This is a genomic window from Pseudomonas sp. MAG733B (genome assembly GCF_036884845.1).
In the GTDB taxonomy this organism is placed as follows: Bacteria; Pseudomonadota; Gammaproteobacteria; order Pseudomonadales; family Pseudomonadaceae; genus Aquipseudomonas.
On the sequence record NZ_CP145732.1, the window covers coordinates 3,225,709 to 3,241,835 of the forward strand.

A 16,127-nucleotide genomic window follows, 5' to 3' on the forward strand; every position below is an offset into this window, starting at 1 on the left:
AAGCCAGCTCCCACAATGGACCGGGTTGGCCAATAACCTGTGGGAGCGGGCTTGCCCGCGATGGCGGCATCAGGGACACCATCAATTTCCAGCAGGCAAGGACCGCCACCTATACTCAAATCAGGGCCTTTTGAGCGCCGGGCACTCGGTTCGGCGCAGACTTTTGGGAACCGCGATCTTGAACCTGCGTTCGCTGATCGTCGCCGTGCTCTTGGTGTTGGCGGGATGCGTCACGGCACCGCGCGCGCCGGTGGAAGTGCCGCAGGTGATGATATCGCCGAGCACCTGGCAGCAAGTCGATCGGGAAATTGTCTCAGCTTCGCAATCGGCCACCGAGCAGACCAAAATCTACGCCCGCGGCGCCATGGATTACTGGCGCACCCGGGTCTATCAATTGACCGAAGAGAACTTCATCCCATGGTTCAGCAGCTACTGGACCCAGGAATGGCTGTCGATGAAAGTCAGTTGGTACACCATCAGCGCCAAGGGCGAACAGGACACCTCGGAAAAACGCCTGGCTGCTTATCTGCTGGAGCAATATCAGGAGAGGGTGCTGGCACCGGTGGCGGTTGAGATTGATCCGGACGCAATACTCAGCCTGGCGGCCGCGTTCTACGTGGACATTCTCAAAGAAGAACTGCAGAAAATCTCGCAACGCCACGGCGTGCCGATGGCCCAGCTCAACGGCCGCATCCAGAAAGTCCCGGCCATCGCCCTCGGACCACCCTCGGCGCGGAATGCTTCGCTGTACACGGTCGTCCACGCCGAGCCGCTGAACTCGTTACCGGCATACGCCGCGTTGGTCGATAAAGTGCACAAGGCCGGTGGCGAGAAAGGCGTCGACTCCACCGACACCGCGATGGCTCCCGTGGCCAGGCGCGCCAGCCAACGCATGGAAGCCGAAATGGCCCCGCGCGGGGCGGCCAGTGCGGTGGCAGCAGCAGCGGGCAAACTGGCCGGGGGATTGATTACCGTGGGGGTCGCGGGCATTCGTGCATTGATTCAGGCCGCTGATCGCCCGGACAGCGAGGCGTTGATCCGCAGCAGCCTGGGCAATACCTTCGACAAGGCCTGGACGAAGCTGGTGCAGAACCCGACCAGCGGCGTGATGGCCGGTACGTTGTACATGGCGGCGCAGATCGAAGGCAGCCTGGCCGGTAGTGCGCAACCGCCGGTCGGCCAGGATGTCGGCAATGTCGAATGGAGCCCCAGTCAATCGACTAACCAGCAGATCAACCCATGAAAAGGAGAACACTCATGTCTTATGTCGATGGCTTTGTTGCTGCTGTACCCACCGCCAACCGCGAAAAGTTCAAGAAGCACGCCGAGATGGCCGCTGCCATTTTCATCGAGAACGGCGCGCTCAGCCTCGCCGAGTGCTGGGGCGACGATGTCCCCGACGGCAAGGTGACCTCGCTGCCCATGGCGGTGAAACTCAAAGAGGACGAAACCGTGGTGTTTTCCTGGATTGTCTGGCCGGACAAGCCTACCCGTGATGCCGGGATGGCGAAGTTGATGACCGATCCGAGGGTCCAGCCAGACGTCAATCCAATGCCGTTCGATGGTCAAAGGATGATTTTCGGCGGTTTTGAAATGATCGTGAAAGCTTGAACCGAAATCGCAGGATCACTCCGCCGCCGGGGTGATTCTGCAACTCTTGCGGTCGCGGATTTCGTTATCCGTCGGCCGCTCGCGGATGAACTCGAAACGCGGTTCGCCTTCGCTGTAATGCACCAGCCAACCCCATTCCAGCTCGAACTCGTCCTGCCCGGGCTTGGGCGGGGCGGCCCACCACGGCTCTTTGCTGAGGATCTGGCGCATGGTCACCTCCGGTTGATTGGTTTGCTTGAACTATAACGCGCATGCCGCAAGGCGCCAGAAACGCCTTGTCGGTTGTAGACTCAAGTGATCCGGCAAGAGATCCCCCGCATGACTGACGAATCCCGTGAACCGTTCAAACGACTGTTCTTCGCCCTGGACTGCGCCCCGGCGCAACGCAAGGCCATCGCCCAATGGCGCAGCGCGTTGCAGCTGAGGAGTGGGCGCCCGGTGCCGGCGGAGAATTTTCACCTGACCCTGAAGTTTCTGGGGTCGGTCGCCATAGCGCAGATTGCTGATATCTGTGATGCGGCTGCGTCTGTGCGCACATCGGGCGAACGTTTGACCGTGTTGCTCGATCGATTGGATGTCTGGCGCAGGGCCGGGGCGTTGGTCCTGGCGCCGGAGCAGGCACCACCAGCGTTATTGCGGCTGGTGTATGACCTGGAACAGGTGTTGTTGCCGTTTGCACTGGAGGATGCGCCACGGGAGTTTCGACCGCACCTGACGCTGGCCCGCGACTATCGCGCGCCGGTCCCGGAATCCGCCATGCCGCCGGAATTTTTCCTGCGCGCCGATCGCTTCATCCTGTTCGAATCGCACAAGGGCCGTTATCGGGCGCTGGCCGAATGGCCGCTGGGCAACGGATAAAAGCCCAAACAAAAAAAGGCGCCCGAGGGCGCCAAACTTCACCTTAACCGAGGAGCCAGGTGAGTGATGCAGCGGTGGTAAGGCGCTGCATGATTGGAAATCTTGAGTCTTGCACTATCTCCTGTGGGAGCGGGCTTGCTCGCGAAGGCGGTGGGTCAGACGACATCAATGTTGACTGTGCCGCCGCCTTCGCGAGCAAGCCCGCTCCCACATGGGATCTATGTGTTGATTACTTACCCAACTTCACCTTGGTCCAACCCCGAGTCATGATCCGCTGCACGCCAATCGGCTGATCAGGAATGGCATACAACGTTGCCATCACCGCTTCTGGCGGATACGAACCCGGATCGTTGCGAATCGCTTCATCCACCAGTGGCGTCGCCGCCGAGTTGGCGTTGCTGTAGCCGATGTTGTTGGTGATCTCGGCGATGATGTCCGGGCGCATCAGGAAGTTCATGAACAGGTAAGCGTTCTCGACGTTTGCTGCATCACGCGGGATGGCAACCATGTCGTAGAAACTGCCGGCGCCTTCTTTCGGGATGCTGTAGTCGATCTTCACCTTGTCGCCGGCTTCCTCGGCGCGGGCCTTGGCTTGCAGCACGTCGCCGGAATAACCGACGGCCACGCAGATGTTGCCGTTGGCCAGATCGGAGATGTACTTCGACGAATGGAAGTACGACACCGACGGACGAATCTTCATGAACAACGCTTCGGCTTCGGCGATGTGCGCTTTGTCCTGATCGTTCACCGGGTAGCCCAAGTAGTGCAGGGCGGCCGGGATCATTTCAGTCGGCGAATCGAGGAAGCTGATACCGCAGGCTTTGAGTTTTTCCGCGTTTTCCGGTTTGAACAGCAAGTCCTAGGAATTGGTCGGGGCGTTGGCGCCGAGCACTTCCTTGACCTTCTCTGGGTTGAAACCGATGCCGATCGAGCCCCACATGTACGGGAAGGCATGAGCGTTATCCGGGTCGCTGGCAGAGGCGTTTTTCAACAGTACCGGATTGAGGTTTTTCCAGTTCGACAGCTTCGACTTGTCCAGTTCCTGATAGACGCCAGCCTTGACCTGCTTGGCCAGGAAACTGTTGGACGGCACGACGATGTCGTAGCCGGACTTGCCCGCCAGCAGGCGCGCTTCCAGGGTTTCATTACTGTCGAAGACATCGTAGGTCACTTGGATCCCGGTCTCGTCTTCGAACTTCTTGACGGTGTCCGGGGCAATGTAATCCGACCAGTTGTAGACGCGCAGAACCTTGTCATTGGCCTGGGCGCCCGAGGCGATCGCGCCCAATAAGGACAGTGTCAGCAGAGTCCTGCCAAACATTTTCATCGGTACAACTCCATTTCTTTTTTATTCAAATACGCAAAACAGTGAACACAAAACCTGTGGCGAGCGAGCTTGCTCGCGCTGGACTGCGTAGCAGTCCCTTCTTTTGGGGCCGCTCCGCGACCCAGCGGGAGCAAGCTCCCTCGCCACAGTTAACTGAGCAACGACGACTAGGCCGTCGCTTCTACCATTTGCTTTTTAGGTTGTTGCCACGATTCGCTGGCGGTCTGGTCCATCGCTTCCTGGATCGCGCGTTTACGGCTGGCTTCGGCGCGGCGGCTGAAGTACCAGACCATGAAGGTCACGATCGATACGGCCAACAGGATCAGGCTGGCCACGGCGTTGATCTCGGGCTTCACGCCCAGACGTACCGCCGAGAACACTTCCATCGGCAAGGTCGTGGAGCCTGGGCCCGACACGAAGCTCGCCAACACCAGGTCATCCAGCGACAGGGCAAACGACATCATGCCGCCCGCTGCCAGTGACGGCGCGATCATTGGAATGGTGATCAGGAAAAACACCTTGAAGGGCTTCGCACCGAGGTCCATGGCCGCTTCTTCGATGGACAGGTCCAGCTCGCGAAGGCGGGCGGAGACTACCACTGCGACGTAAGCGGCACAAAACGTGGTGTGGGCGATCCAGATCGTGACGATGCCACGCTCCATCGGCCAGCCGATCAGCTGCGCCATGGCCACGAACAGCAGCAACAGCGACAGCCCAGTGATCACCTCAGGCATTACCAACGGCGCGGTCACCAGGCCACCGAACAGCGTGCGACCCTTGAAACGGGTGACGCGGGTCAGGACGAACGCGGCTAACGTCCCTAGTGCGACTGCTGCAATCGCCGTGTAGCAGGCGATTTCCAGCGAGCGCACCACCGAACCCATCAGCTGCGAGTTGTCGAGCAGGCCGGCGTACCACTTGAACGACCAGCCACCCCACACCGTTACCAGCTTCGAGGCGTTGAACGAGTAGATCACCAGAATCAGCATCGGCAGGTAGATGAACGACAGGCCGAAAATCAGCATGAACTTTGAAAATCCGAAGCGTTTCATCCCCGTGCCTCCATCTCTTTGGCCTGGCTGCGGTTGAACAGCAGAATCGGCACAATCAGGATCAACAGCATCACCACCGCCAGGGCGGATGCCACCGGCCAGTCGCGGTTATTGAAGAACTCTTGCCACAGCACGCGACCGATCATCAGGGTCTCCGGGCCGCCCAGCAATTCCGGAATCACGAACTCACCCACCACCGGAATGAACACCAGCATGCAGCCGGCGATGATGCCGTTCTTGGCCAGCGGCACGGTGATTTTCCAGAAGCTGTTGAAGGTGCTCGAACCCAGGTCCGACGCGGCTTCCAGCAGGCTCTGATCGTGCTTAACAAGGTTGGCGTAGAGCGGCAGGATCATGAACGGCAGATAGGCATACACCACACCGATATACACGGCCGTGTTGGTGTTGAGGATCTCGATCGGGTGCGAAGTCAGGCCGGTCCACATCAGGAAACCGTTGAGCAAACCGTTGTTGCTGAGGATGCCCATCCACGCATAAACGCGAATCAGGATCGCGGTCCAGGTCGGCATCATGATCAGCAGCATCAGGACGTTTTGCGCTTCCTTGCTCGCCTTGGTAATGGCGTAGGCCATCGGGAAACCGACCACCAGGCATGCCAGCGTGCTGAACAACGCAACCTTCAACGAACCAAGATAAGCCGAGAGATACAGCTCATCTTCGCCCAACAACGTGTAGTTGCCGATGTTGAGCAGCAGATTGAATTTCTGCTCGGCGAAAGTGTAAATCTCCGAGTAGGGCGGAATGGCCAGCGCGGCTTCCGAAAAGCTGATCTTCATCACCAGGAAGAACGGCAGCATGAAGAACAGGCACAGCCATATGAACGGAATGCCGATGACCAGGTTTCGCCCACTGGGCACCAGGCGCAGGAATTGCTGATTGAAGGTTCTCATGCGCGCAGTACCACGCCGCTGTCATCTTCCCACCACACGTAGACCTGATCGTCCCAGGTCGGACGCGCGCCACGACGTTCGGCGTTGGCCATGAACGACTGCACGACTTTGCCGCCAGGCAGTTCGACATAGAACACCGAATGGCCGCCGAGGTAAGCGATGTCATGCACCTTGCCGCTGGACCAGTTGTAGCGGGCATCCGGCTTGGTGGTGCTGACCAGCAGTTTTTCCGGGCGGATCGCGTAGGTGATCGACTTGTCCTGCACCGAAGTGCTGACACCGTGACCGACGTAGATCTTCTGTTCCAGGTCCGGGCTGTGGATGATCGCGTGACCTTCCAAGTCTTCCACCACGGTGCCGTCGAAGGCGTTCACGTTGCCGATGAATTCGCAGACCATGCGGCTGACCGGTGCTTCATAGATGTCGACCGGGCTGCCGATCTGGGCGATCCAGCCCAGGTGCATGATCGCGATGCGCTCCGCCATGGTCATGGCCTCTTCCTGGTCGTGGGTCACCATGACGCAGGTTACGCCGACGCGCTCGATGATCTCGACCAGCTCCAGTTGCATTTGCGAGCGCAGTTTTTTATCCAGCGCACCCATCGGTTCATCGAGCAACAGCAGCTTCGGCCGCTTGGCCAGGGAGCGGGCCAACGCCACACGCTGACGCTGACCACCGGACAACTGGTGGGGTTTGCGCTTGGCGTATTGGGTCATGTGCACAAGACGCAGCATCTCTTCGACGCGGGCGTCGATTTCGCTGTTGGACAAACGATCCTGCTTGAGGCCGAAGGCGATGTTCTGTGCCACGGTCATGTGCGGGAACAAGGCGTACGACTGGAACATCATGTTGATCGGACGTTCGTACGGCGGCATGTCGGTGATGTCGACACCGTCGAGCAGGATCCGGCCTTCGGTCGGGCGTTCGAAGCCGGCGAGCATGCGCAGCAGCGTCGATTTACCGGAACCGGAACCACCGAGCAGGGCAAAGATTTCGCCCTGATGGATTTCCAGGGACACATCGTCCACAGCGGTGGTTTCGTCGAATTTCTTGGTGACGCGGTCGACTTTCACCAACACCTTTTTCGGTGCCTGGTGACCTTCAAGAGCCTTCCTGTAGATGCTGGAGGCGTTTGCCATGTGAAACTCCCAACAGGTTTCAGTCGTCGGGCCAACGCGGCCTAACTTAATAGTTGATTACAAACCCGGTATGGCTCTTGTGGGAGCAAAGCTTGCTCGCGATGGCGTCAAATCAATCAACATTGATGTCGTCTGATACACCGCCATCGCGAGCAAGCTTTGCTCCTACAGGGTTATCCATACATTTCAGGTTTATTCGGCGCCGCCATCCTGGCTGCCTGGTAGTACTTGTTGTTATTGCAGTGTGTTGTTGTCGTGAACGGCGGGCGCGCAAAGACACGCCCGTCTTGTTCACGGGGGCAGTAAATCGAGTGCTAGTGGTTTGAGTCAGCGCAAATTACGCAACGCCGCCCGTTGCCGGCACGCTTCGCCGAACGCCTGGAAAATCCCCAGGTAAGGAGGGTTGTCCAGCACTTGCCATTCCGGGTGCCATTGCACGCCGAGGGCGAAGGCTTTGCTGTGTTCGACCGAGATCGCTTCGATCAAGCCATCGGGTGCGACGGCTTCGGCACGCAGGCCCGGAGCGAGGCGGTCGATGCCCTGGCTGTGAATCGAGTTGACCTGGAACACCGCAGGCAGATCCAGCGCTTCGAACATACCGCCGGGTTGCACATTCACCGCATGGGCCGGGGCGTATTGCACCGCCAGGTCCGGATGATTGGCTTCGCGATGATCAAGGAAGCCGGGGAGCTCATGGACTTTCTGATGCAGGCTGCCACCGAACGCCACGTTCATCTCCTGAAAGCCGCGGCAGATGCCAAGCACCGGCACGCCAGCGGCAATCGCCGCGCGAATCAGGGGAAGGGTGGTGCGATCCCGCTGGGGATCATGTTCTGTGCCGGGGGCGCTGTCGGGGCCTTGATAGTGGAAGGGTTCCACGTTCGATGGCGAGCCGGTCAGCAACAGACCGTCGAGCTGCGGCAGCAGGTCCTCGATTTCGGTCAGTTCAGCCAGGGAAGGAATGACGACGGGCAGCCCCAGCGCCGCAACGCTGACAGCACGCAAGTACTTGTCGCCGCTGACATGGTAGGGGTGCAGGCCAATCTGTTTGACGCATGCAGTAACGCCGATCAATGGCTTGAATGCCATTTTTATCACCTCGAAGTTTCACACTTGAACGAGCTTTTCTGGAGCTTAGCCTTGTTGATTTTAATTAACAACTCCCATGTAAAAAATTCTAAACGCCGCACGTCCGATCCTCAGGATTTACGTGTGTTTCAAGGCTGATCTGGCACTCTCGTCCCTCTGAGAGGCCCGAAAATAAACGTTCAAAGGCTGAGTGTTCGCTATTGACTTCACTTTGCCTTTCGGATTGACTGGGCTCGTGAAAGGGCAGTGAACATAATAATTAACAGCTAAATAGGTGCAACATGTCGGTCCCTCTGCGTACCGTTCAACTCAACGAAGCAAACGCATTCCTTAAGAAATATCCTGAGGTTTTGTACGTCGACCTTCTGATTGCGGATATGAACGGTGTGGTGCGCGGCAAGCGCATCGAGCGCACCAGTCTTCATAAGGTTTACGAGAAAGGCATTAACCTGCCGGCGTCACTCTTTGCTCTGGACATCAATGGCTCCACGGTGGAAAGCACCGGCCTGGGTCTGGACATCGGCGACTCCGACCGGATCTGCTACCCGATCCCCGGAACCCTGAGCATCGAGCCATGGCAAAAGCGCCCGACCGCGCAACTGCTGATGACCATGCACGAACTCGAAGGCCAGCCATTCTTCGCCGACCCGCGTGAAGTGCTGGCCAATGTCGTGCGCAAGTTCGACGACATGGGCCTGACCATCTGCGCCGCGTTCGAGCTGGAGTTCTACCTGATCGACCAGGACAACGTGAACGGTCGTCCGCAATCGCCACGTTCGCCGGTATCCGGCAAGCGTCCGATGTCGACCCAGGTTTACCTGATCGACGACCTCGACGAATACGTCGACTGCCTGCAAGACATCCTCGAAGGCGCGAAAGAGCAGGGCATCCCGGCTGACGCCATCGTCAAGGAAAGCGCCCCGGCGCAATTCGAAGTCAACCTGCATCACGTGGCCGACCCTATAAAGGCTTGCGACTACGCGGTCCTGCTCAAGCGTCTGGTGAAGAACATCGCCTACGACCACGAGATGGACACCACCTTCATGGCCAAGCCGTATCCGGGCCAGGCGGGCAACGGTCTGCACGTGCACATTTCGATTCTCGACAAAGAAGGCAACAACATCTTTGCCAGCGAGGATCCCGAGCAGAACGCCGCGCTGCGTCACGCGATCGGCGGTGTGCTCGAGACCCTGCCGGCGCAGATGGCTTTCCTCTGCCCGAACGTCAACTCGTACCGTCGTTTCGGCGCACAGTTCTACGTGCCGAACTCGCCGAGCTGGGGCATCGACAACCGTACCGTAGCGGTACGCGTGCCGACCGGTTCGCCAGACTCGGTGCGCATCGAACACCGCGTAGCGGGTGCCGATGCCAACCCGTACCTGCTGATGGCGTCGGTACTGGCCGGTGTTCACCACGGCCTGACCAACCAGATCGAGCCGGGCGCCCCGGTGGAAGGCAACAGCTACGAGCAGAACGAGCAAAGCCTGCCGAACAACCTGCGCGATGCACTGCGCGAGCTGGACGACAGCGAAGTCATGGCCAAGTACATCGACCCGCTGTACATCGACGTATTCGTGGCGTGCAAGGAAAGCGAGCTGGCCGAGTTCGAGAACTCCATCTCGGACCTTGAGTACAACTGGTACTTGCATACCGTCTAACGGAGCCGACACCCGACTTGTGGCGAGGGAGCTTGCTCCCGCTGGGGCGCGTAGCGGCCCCCAAAAGATGGGACTGCTGCGCAGTCCAGCGGGAGCAAGCTCCCTCGCCACAAGTTACTCACAACGCGCTCCGTCTGTTCACACGATCACTCATTCCCCTGCGTCGAGTCACAACCATGACAATCACCCGCAGCGATTGGGAGCAACGCTTCCAGTCCCTAATCATCGAAAGCCGTGCGTTCATCGACGGTCAATACTGCGCAGCCGCCAGCGGCGCGACGTTTGAATGCATCAGCCCGGTAGATGGCCGTTTCCTCGCGAACGTCGCCAGTACCGATGAAGCCGATGCCAACGCCGCCGTCGCCGTCGCACGCCGCGCTTTCGAATCCGGCGTCTGGGCCAATCTGGCCCCGGCTGAGCGCAAGCGCATCCTGATTCGCTTCGCCGATCTGATCCTGGCCAACCAGGAAGAACTGGCGCTGCTCGAAACCCTCGACATGGGCAAGCCGATCAGCGACGCCATGAGCATCGACATTCCGGCGGCCGCCAACGCGATCCGCTGGACCGCTGAAGCCATCGACAAGATCTACGACGAAGTCGCCGCCACGCCGCACGATCAACTGGGCCTGGTGACGCGCGAAGCGGCCGGCGTGGTGGCGGCCATCGTGCCGTGGAACTTCCCGCTGATCATGGCCAGCTGGAAATTCGCCCCTGCGCTGGCGATGGGCAACTCGTTCATTCTCAAGCCTTCGGAAAAATCGCCGTTGACCGCGATCCGCGTCGCACAACTGGCGCTGGACGCGGGCATTCCGAAAGGCGTGTTCAACGTTCTGCCGGGCTTCGGTCACACCGTCGGCAAGGCGCTGGCGCTGCACATGGACGTAGACGTGCTGGCCTTCACCGGCTCCACGGCGATTGCCAAGCAACTGATGATCTACGCCGGGCAAAGCAACATGAAACGCGTGTGGGCTGAGGCGGGCGGCAAGAGCGCCAACGTGGTGTTCGCCGATGCGCCGGACTTGCGTGCCGCTGCACAAGCCGCGGCCGGTGCCATTGCCTTCAACCAGGGCGAAGTATGCACCGCCGGCTCGCGTCTGCTGGTGGAGCGCTCGATCCGCGAGCAGTTCATTCCGCTGTTGGTGGAAGCGTTGCAAGCGTGGAAACCAGGTCATGCGCTCGATCCTGCGACCACGGTCGGCGCGGTCGTCGACCAGCGTCAACTGGACAACGTGCTGCGCTATATCGGGATCGGCAAAGAGCAGGGCGCTCAGTTGATCGCCGGTGGCAGCCGCACCCTCGAAAACACCGGTGGCCAGTACGTGGAACCGACGATTTTCGATGGCGTGACCAATGCCATGACCATCGCCCAGGAAGAAATTTTCGGCCCGGTGCTTTCGGTCATTACCTTCGATAGCGCTGAAGAAGCCTTGGCGATTGCCAACGACAGCATCTACGGCCTGGCCGCCGGTGTATGGACCGGCAACCTGAGCAAGGCCCACACCTTCGCCCGCGGCCTGCGTGCCGGCAGCGTCTGGGTCAACCAGTACGACGGCGGCGACATGACTGCGCCGTTCGGCGGGTTCAAGCAGTCGGGTAACGGTCGCGACAAATCGCTGCACGCGTTCGACAAGTACACCGAACTCAAAGCGACCTGGATCAAGCTCTAACAACAATAAAGCGGCGGTCGCTTGCGTTCTGCGGCGGCCATCGGAGAAACGTATGAAACAGAACTCTTCAACCCAACAGCATGTAAACAGCTACTACGCCGCCACTCGCAACTTCACCGGCGACTTTCCGGTACTGGAAGGCGCAGTGGACTGCGACGTCTGCGTGATCGGTGCCGGTTACACCGGCCTGTCTTCGGCGCTGTTCCTCGCCGAGGCGGGCTACAGCGTGACCGTGCTCGAAGCGGCCAGAGTCGGCTTCGGCGCCAGCGGTCGCAACGGCGGCCAACTGGTCAACTCCTATAGCCGCGACGTCGACGTGATCGAAGAGCGCTATGGCGACAAGACTGCCGAAGTGCTCGGCAGCATGATTTTCGAAGGCGCCGACATCATCCGTCAGCGCATACAGCACTACGACATCCAGTGCGACTACCGCCCGGGCGGTATTTTCGCGGCGATGAACAAGAAGCAACTCAAAGGCCTGGCCGAGCAGAAGAAGAGCTGGGAACGCTACGGCAACAAAAACCTGACGCTGCTCGGCGAAGCCGAGATCAAGCGTGAAGTCGGTTCCGATGCCTACGTCGGCGGCTTGCTGGACATGCAGGGCGGCCACATTCACCCGCTGAACCTGGCCCTCGGCGAAGCCTCGGCGATCATCGGCCTGGGCGGCAAGATCTACGAACAATCGGCGGCGGTGGAAATCACTTACGGCGAACCGATCACCGTGCGCACCGCAAAAGGCGTGGTGAAGGCCAAGTACCTGCTCATCGCCGGTAACGCCTACCTGCCGCAAGGTCTCGACAACCGCGTGACCAGCAAGAGCATGCCGTGCGGTTCGCAAATCGTCGTCACCGAGCCATTGTCGGAGCAGCAAGCGCGCAGCCTGATCAAGAACAACTACTGCGTCGAAGACTGCAACTACCTGCTCGACTATTATCGCCTGACTGCCGACAACCGTTTGCTGTACGGAGGCGGCGTGGTCTACGGCGCCCGTGAACCGGACGACATCGAGCAACTGATCAAGCCGAAAATCCTCAAGACCTTCCCGCAACTGAAGGACGTGAACATCGACTACCGCTGGACCGGCAACTTCCTGCTGACCATGTCACGCATGCCGCAATTCGGTCGCATCGAGAAAAACGCCTACTACATGCAGGGCTACAGTGGCCACGGCGTGACCTGTTCGCACCTGGCCGGCAAATTGATCTCGGAAATGATCCGCGGCGACGCCGAGCGTTTCGACGCGTTTGCATCGTTGCCGCACATGCCGATGATCGGCGGGCGCACCTTCTCGGCGCCGCTCACCGCCATGGGCGCCGTGTACTACTCGCTGCGCGACCGTTTCGGCATCTAAGCGTTACCTCACCGGTGGTGGCCTTTAAAAGGTACCGCCGGTCTTTTATTTTTCGGCTCGCCGCAGCCCAATTGTAGGAGCGAGGCTTGCCCGCGATAGCGTCAGATCAGGTAGCATCAGGTCGCCTGATACACCCCCATCGCGAGCAAGCTTTGCTCCTACAGCAACACCCACAAACGTGATTTAATACCCGCCTTTCACGTTTCCGGGACCGGAAAACGGCGTGATCCGCGCCTGCTCTCCACCCCCATTACCCTTAAGTACCAAACACATAAGGCTGTCATGGACACGGGCTCACGACTCAAATTAGTACGCGAAAGCTACAAAATGTCCCAGCGCGAGCTGGCCCGGCGTAGCGGCGTCACCAATGCCACCATTTCCCTGATCGAACAGAATCGCGTCAGTCCTTCCGTCAGCTCCCTGAAAAAGCTGCTCGAAGGCATCCCCATGTCCCTGGCCGACTTCTTCACTTTCGACCAGCCTCCGCGCGAACACCAATACGTTTTCCGCGCCAGTGAACAACCGGACCTCGGCCGCCACGGTCTGCGCCTCTTGCTGATCGGCGCCTCCGTACCGAGCCGGCAGATGCGTTTGCTGCGCGAGCAATACGCACCGGGCGCCAGCTCCGGGGAAGAGCCGATCGTGCATTCCGAAGGCGAGGAGTGCGGGTTGGTGACGCGGGGTACGGTTGAGCTGACTGTCGATGGGCAGATCAGTGTGTTGAATGCCGGGGATGGCTATTACTTCCCGACGACACTGCCACACCGGTTTCGCAATATCGGCGCGGATGAGGCGGAAATCATCAGTGCGAATACGCCGGCGAATTTCTGATTTCGCTTGCTGACGGACACTGTAATTACCATGGTTGATAAGAAATCCGATGCCCTTTCAGGCATCGGATTTTTTATGCGTCTCGTTCTGAAGAGTGCAACACAACGACCTGTGTCGTTGTGGCTCGAACCGGTCCCGGAACTTTTTCAAAGGTTGATGTCAATTTGATAGCGTGTCGCGACGCTCATTAAAACCGGATCAAGCAGTGCCAGGCTGTTTCCTGGTAAGCCCAAGGAAGTGTGTGATGAGACTAGTGCTTGCGATGTTGTTGATGTTTGGTATTGGCGGACATGCCTTTGCCAATGGTTGCGGCGCCATAGACGATCAAGATCAGCGCAGGTATTGCGAAGCCAAGTCCGGCAGTGGCAGTTGCGGCGGCATCGACAATCAGGATCTGCGCAGAATGTGCGAGGCAGAGACGGGAAGCGGAAGTTGCGGGGGGATCGATAATCAGGATCAGCGCAGGTACTGCGAAGCCAAGACCGGTAGTGGCAGCTGTGGCGGTATCGACAATCAGGATCTGCGCAGAATGTGCGAGGCGGAAACAGGCAGCGGAAGTTGCGGTGGCATCGATAATCAGGACCAGCGCAGGTTCTGCGAAGCCAAGACCGGCAGTGGCAGTTGCGGGGGAATCGATAACCAGGACCTGCGAAATCAGTGTGAAGCCATGAAGCATTGATTGAACTGTTTAGCGCTGACGACAAATGGGGACGCCAATCGGTGTCCCTTTTTTTGGGTGTAAAAAAGTGAGTTTGCGGTACTCACGACATCACTTCTCAATAAATCCGCGAATCGCAGCAATGGTCTGCGTCGGCGCTTCCTCCATCAACCAATGCCCGGCCCCGGGAATCACTACTTCCGTGACCTTGTCTGCAGCATTGCGCATCACGATCGCTTCATTGGCGCCGAAGGATTTTTCCCCGCCGATGGCCAGCACCGGCATGTTCAGTTTCTTTGCCATCGACGCTTCGTTATCCACGGCATCCTGACGAATGCTGCGGAACTGCGCGAAGGCGGCGCGCATGTTGCCGGGGCGGGCGTAGAGTTTGGCGTAGTGCTGGCGGATCTCTTCATCGACCTTGGCGGGGTTGCCGGCGAATTCGTTCCAGAAGCGATCCAGGTAGATGCGCTCACGCCCGGCCACCAGGCGCTCCATGTCCGGCCCGCCGAAGTCGAAGTGCCACAGCATTGGCGAACGAACGATGTCGTTCCACGGTGGAATGCCCGGCACCGGCGCGTCCATCACCACCAGGCGGTCGGTCAGTTGCGGATAGCGCGAGGCATAAGCGAAAGCGACCATGGTGCCGATGTCGTGGCCGATCACCACTGAATGCTCGATGCCCAACGCGGCCAATACCCCGCGAATGTCACCGGCCTGGGTTTTCTTGTCATAACCGCCCTCGGGAATCGACGACAAACCCATGCCGCGCAAGTCCGGCACCACGACCGTGTGATCGCGCGCCAAGTCCGCAGCCAGCGGCGCCCACATGTCGCCGGTATCACCAAAACCATGCAACAGCACCACGGCCGGGCCTTTGCCACCCACACGAACGTGCATCGTGACGCCATCGACGGCGATGTCCTGAATGCGGAAGGCTTCGGGGAACGGCATGACGGCGGCATGTGCCGGCAGGTTCAGGGCAAGCAACGTGAAAGCGGTGAGCAGGGTGCGAATCATGGCACTGTCTCCAGACAGGGTCGTGGAAATGCTGAGCGTAGCCGCTTTCGCAGCGGATGATCGAATGGAACCAACTTCCTCAACAGCGTCTAAATTTCAGGGAATACTCCCGGCGCGAAGGAACGACTCATGATCAGGTCTCGATCGTTGATTGCGGCGGTTACAAGCGTGGCGTTGGTTTACGGTTCGGTGACTGCTCTGGCCGACCCCGGTAACGGTAAGGGGCAGGGCAACGGCAAGGGCAATTCGCAAAATGCCCAGGACCATGGCAACCAGGGCGGGCAAGGCAACAAAGGTAAAAAATCCGGCGGCAGCGATTGGGACAATGGCCCGAGCATCAATCGCTCAAGCGTCATCGGTATTGTTGATGGCTACCGCGATTACTGGAGCCCCGGACCTTCATTGCCACCGGGTATCCAAAAAAACCTTGCTCGCGGCAAGCCGCTTCCGCCCGGCATTGCGAAGAAACTCGATGGCCGGTTGATTGGTAGACTGCCGCATTACGACGGGTATGAGTGGCAGCAAGTCGGCACGGATTTGATCCTGGTTGCGTTGGCCACCGGGCTTATCTATGAGGTGCTAAATGGGGTGTTTGATTAACGTTTGCGCGAAAACCCGCAGTGATGCGGGTTTTTTTCGTCTTGAGTTTGGTCACTGGCCCTTCGGCACCTCAAACCCCCGTTGCTCAATCACCGCAAACACATCGCGCACATCCTGAAGCAGAATCCGCGAAATGTTGGTGACGGTGTTGATGTCGTTTTCGGCGTAGTCGGGGAGGCTGGTGCAGGCCATGAGGTTGAGGTATTGGAGGACGGCGTTGAGGCGTTCGCTGACGCAGTTGTGGAGTTCGCGGATGGGGGCCTGGTTGTCGATCAGGAGGACGGGGAAGTCGGTGGCGAATTGTTTCAAGGGGATGAAGCGGCGGGGTGGAGTGTTCATTGTCATTTAGATAGTT

The 16,127-nt window shown here is 59.1% G+C and carries 16 protein-coding genes and 1 pseudogene; 9 read left to right on the plus strand and 8 right to left on the minus strand.

What is annotated here, in order from left to right; translation table 11 throughout:
- Positions 1-178 precede the first annotated feature (178 nt).
- Positions 179-1,243, plus strand: coding sequence for a hypothetical protein (locus tag V6Z53_RS14985; protein WP_338586311.1), 1,065 nt, complete (start codon positions 179-181; stop codon positions 1,241-1,243).
- Between the two features lie 14 nt (positions 1,244-1,257).
- Positions 1,258-1,611 (plus strand): DUF1428 domain-containing protein, encoded by a 354-nt coding sequence (locus tag V6Z53_RS14990; protein ID WP_338586312.1) that lies wholly within the window; start codon positions 1,258-1,260, stop codon positions 1,609-1,611.
- A 15-nt stretch (positions 1,612-1,626) separates the two neighbouring features.
- Here the strand turns inward: V6Z53_RS14990 and V6Z53_RS14995 are convergent, their stop codons facing one another.
- On the minus strand, positions 1,627-1,821 hold the full coding sequence (locus V6Z53_RS14995) for a hypothetical protein (protein ID WP_338586313.1): 195 nt from the start codon (positions 1,819-1,821) through the stop codon (positions 1,627-1,629).
- Positions 1,822-1,929: 108 nt separating this feature from the next.
- On the opposite strand from V6Z53_RS14995, the gene thpR reads away from it, so the two are divergent.
- Positions 1,930-2,469 carry an RNA 2',3'-cyclic phosphodiesterase gene (thpR, locus tag V6Z53_RS15000; RefSeq protein ID WP_338586315.1) on the plus strand — a complete coding sequence of 180 codons (540 nt, stop codon included), beginning with the start codon at positions 1,930-1,932 and terminating at the stop codon, positions 2,467-2,469.
- Positions 2,470-2,698: 229 nt separating this feature from the next.
- On the opposite strand, the pseudogene V6Z53_RS15005 reads toward thpR, so the two are convergent.
- The 5 genes and pseudogenes from V6Z53_RS15005 to V6Z53_RS15025 all read right to left on the minus strand — a co-directional run bounded on the left by V6Z53_RS15005 (position 2,699) and on the right by V6Z53_RS15025 (position 7,987).
- Positions 2,699-3,796: pseudogene (locus V6Z53_RS15005) on the minus strand (polyamine ABC transporter substrate-binding protein).
- Between the two features lie 167 nt (positions 3,797-3,963).
- The gene (locus V6Z53_RS15010) at positions 3,964-4,848 is read right to left on the minus strand and encodes an ABC transporter permease subunit (RefSeq protein ID WP_338586316.1); all 885 of its coding nucleotides are present in this window, start codon (positions 4,846-4,848) and stop codon (positions 3,964-3,966) included.
- Positions 4,845-5,726 (minus strand): ABC transporter permease subunit, encoded by an 882-nt coding sequence (locus V6Z53_RS15015; RefSeq protein WP_338586496.1) that lies wholly within the window; start codon positions 5,724-5,726, stop codon positions 4,845-4,847. Before V6Z53_RS15015 ends, V6Z53_RS15010 begins: the two co-directional genes overlap by 4 nt.
- A gap of 29 nt (positions 5,727-5,755) precedes the next feature.
- On the minus strand, positions 5,756-6,898 hold the full coding sequence (potA, locus tag V6Z53_RS15020; protein ID WP_338586317.1) for a polyamine ABC transporter ATP-binding protein: 1,143 nt from the start codon (positions 6,896-6,898) through the stop codon (positions 5,756-5,758).
- 327 nt (positions 6,899-7,225) lie between these two features.
- Positions 7,226-7,987, minus strand: coding sequence for a gamma-glutamyl-gamma-aminobutyrate hydrolase family protein (locus tag V6Z53_RS15025; RefSeq protein WP_338586318.1), 762 nt, complete (start codon positions 7,985-7,987; stop codon positions 7,226-7,228).
- 281 nt (positions 7,988-8,268) lie between these two features.
- Here V6Z53_RS15025 and V6Z53_RS15030 point away from each other — a divergent pair, with 281 nt between their 5' ends.
- From V6Z53_RS15030 to V6Z53_RS15050, 5 genes are all read left to right on the plus strand, one after another.
- The gene (locus tag V6Z53_RS15030) at positions 8,269-9,645 is read left to right on the plus strand and encodes a glutamine synthetase family protein (protein WP_046042407.1); all 1,377 of its coding nucleotides are present in this window, start codon (positions 8,269-8,271) and stop codon (positions 9,643-9,645) included.
- Between the two features lie 176 nt (positions 9,646-9,821).
- Positions 9,822-11,312: an aldehyde dehydrogenase gene (locus V6Z53_RS15035; protein ID WP_338586319.1), complete on the plus strand. Its 1,491-nt coding sequence runs from the start codon at positions 9,822-9,824 to the stop codon at positions 11,310-11,312.
- Positions 11,313-11,364: 52 nt separating this feature from the next.
- A complete protein-coding gene (locus tag V6Z53_RS15040) occupies positions 11,365-12,663 on the plus strand; it encodes an FAD-binding oxidoreductase (protein ID WP_338586320.1) in 1,299 nt (432 codons plus the stop codon).
- Between the two features lie 282 nt (positions 12,664-12,945).
- The gene (locus V6Z53_RS15045; protein WP_338586321.1) at positions 12,946-13,494 is read left to right on the plus strand and encodes a cupin domain-containing protein; all 549 of its coding nucleotides are present in this window, start codon (positions 12,946-12,948) and stop codon (positions 13,492-13,494) included.
- 244 nt (positions 13,495-13,738) lie between these two features.
- A complete protein-coding gene (locus V6Z53_RS15050; RefSeq protein ID WP_338586322.1) occupies positions 13,739-14,173 on the plus strand; it encodes a hypothetical protein in 435 nt (144 codons plus the stop codon).
- A gap of 90 nt (positions 14,174-14,263) precedes the next feature.
- On the opposite strand, the gene V6Z53_RS15055 is transcribed toward V6Z53_RS15050, so the two are convergent.
- A complete protein-coding gene (locus V6Z53_RS15055) occupies positions 14,264-15,172 on the minus strand; it encodes an alpha/beta hydrolase (RefSeq protein ID WP_338586324.1) in 909 nt (302 codons plus the stop codon).
- Positions 15,173-15,301: 129 nt separating this feature from the next.
- Between V6Z53_RS15055 and V6Z53_RS15060 the strand changes: the two genes are divergently transcribed.
- Complete coding sequence (locus V6Z53_RS15060) at positions 15,302-15,772, plus strand: anti-virulence regulator CigR family protein (RefSeq protein ID WP_338586325.1); 471 nt, start codon at positions 15,302-15,304, stop codon at positions 15,770-15,772.
- Positions 15,773-15,823: 51 nt separating this feature from the next.
- Here the strand turns inward: V6Z53_RS15060 and V6Z53_RS15065 are convergent, their stop codons facing one another.
- On the minus strand, positions 15,824-16,117 hold the full coding sequence (locus V6Z53_RS15065) for a fructose-bisphosphate aldolase (protein WP_338586326.1): 294 nt from the start codon (positions 16,115-16,117) through the stop codon (positions 15,824-15,826).
- Between the last annotated feature and the right edge of the window lie 10 nt (positions 16,118-16,127).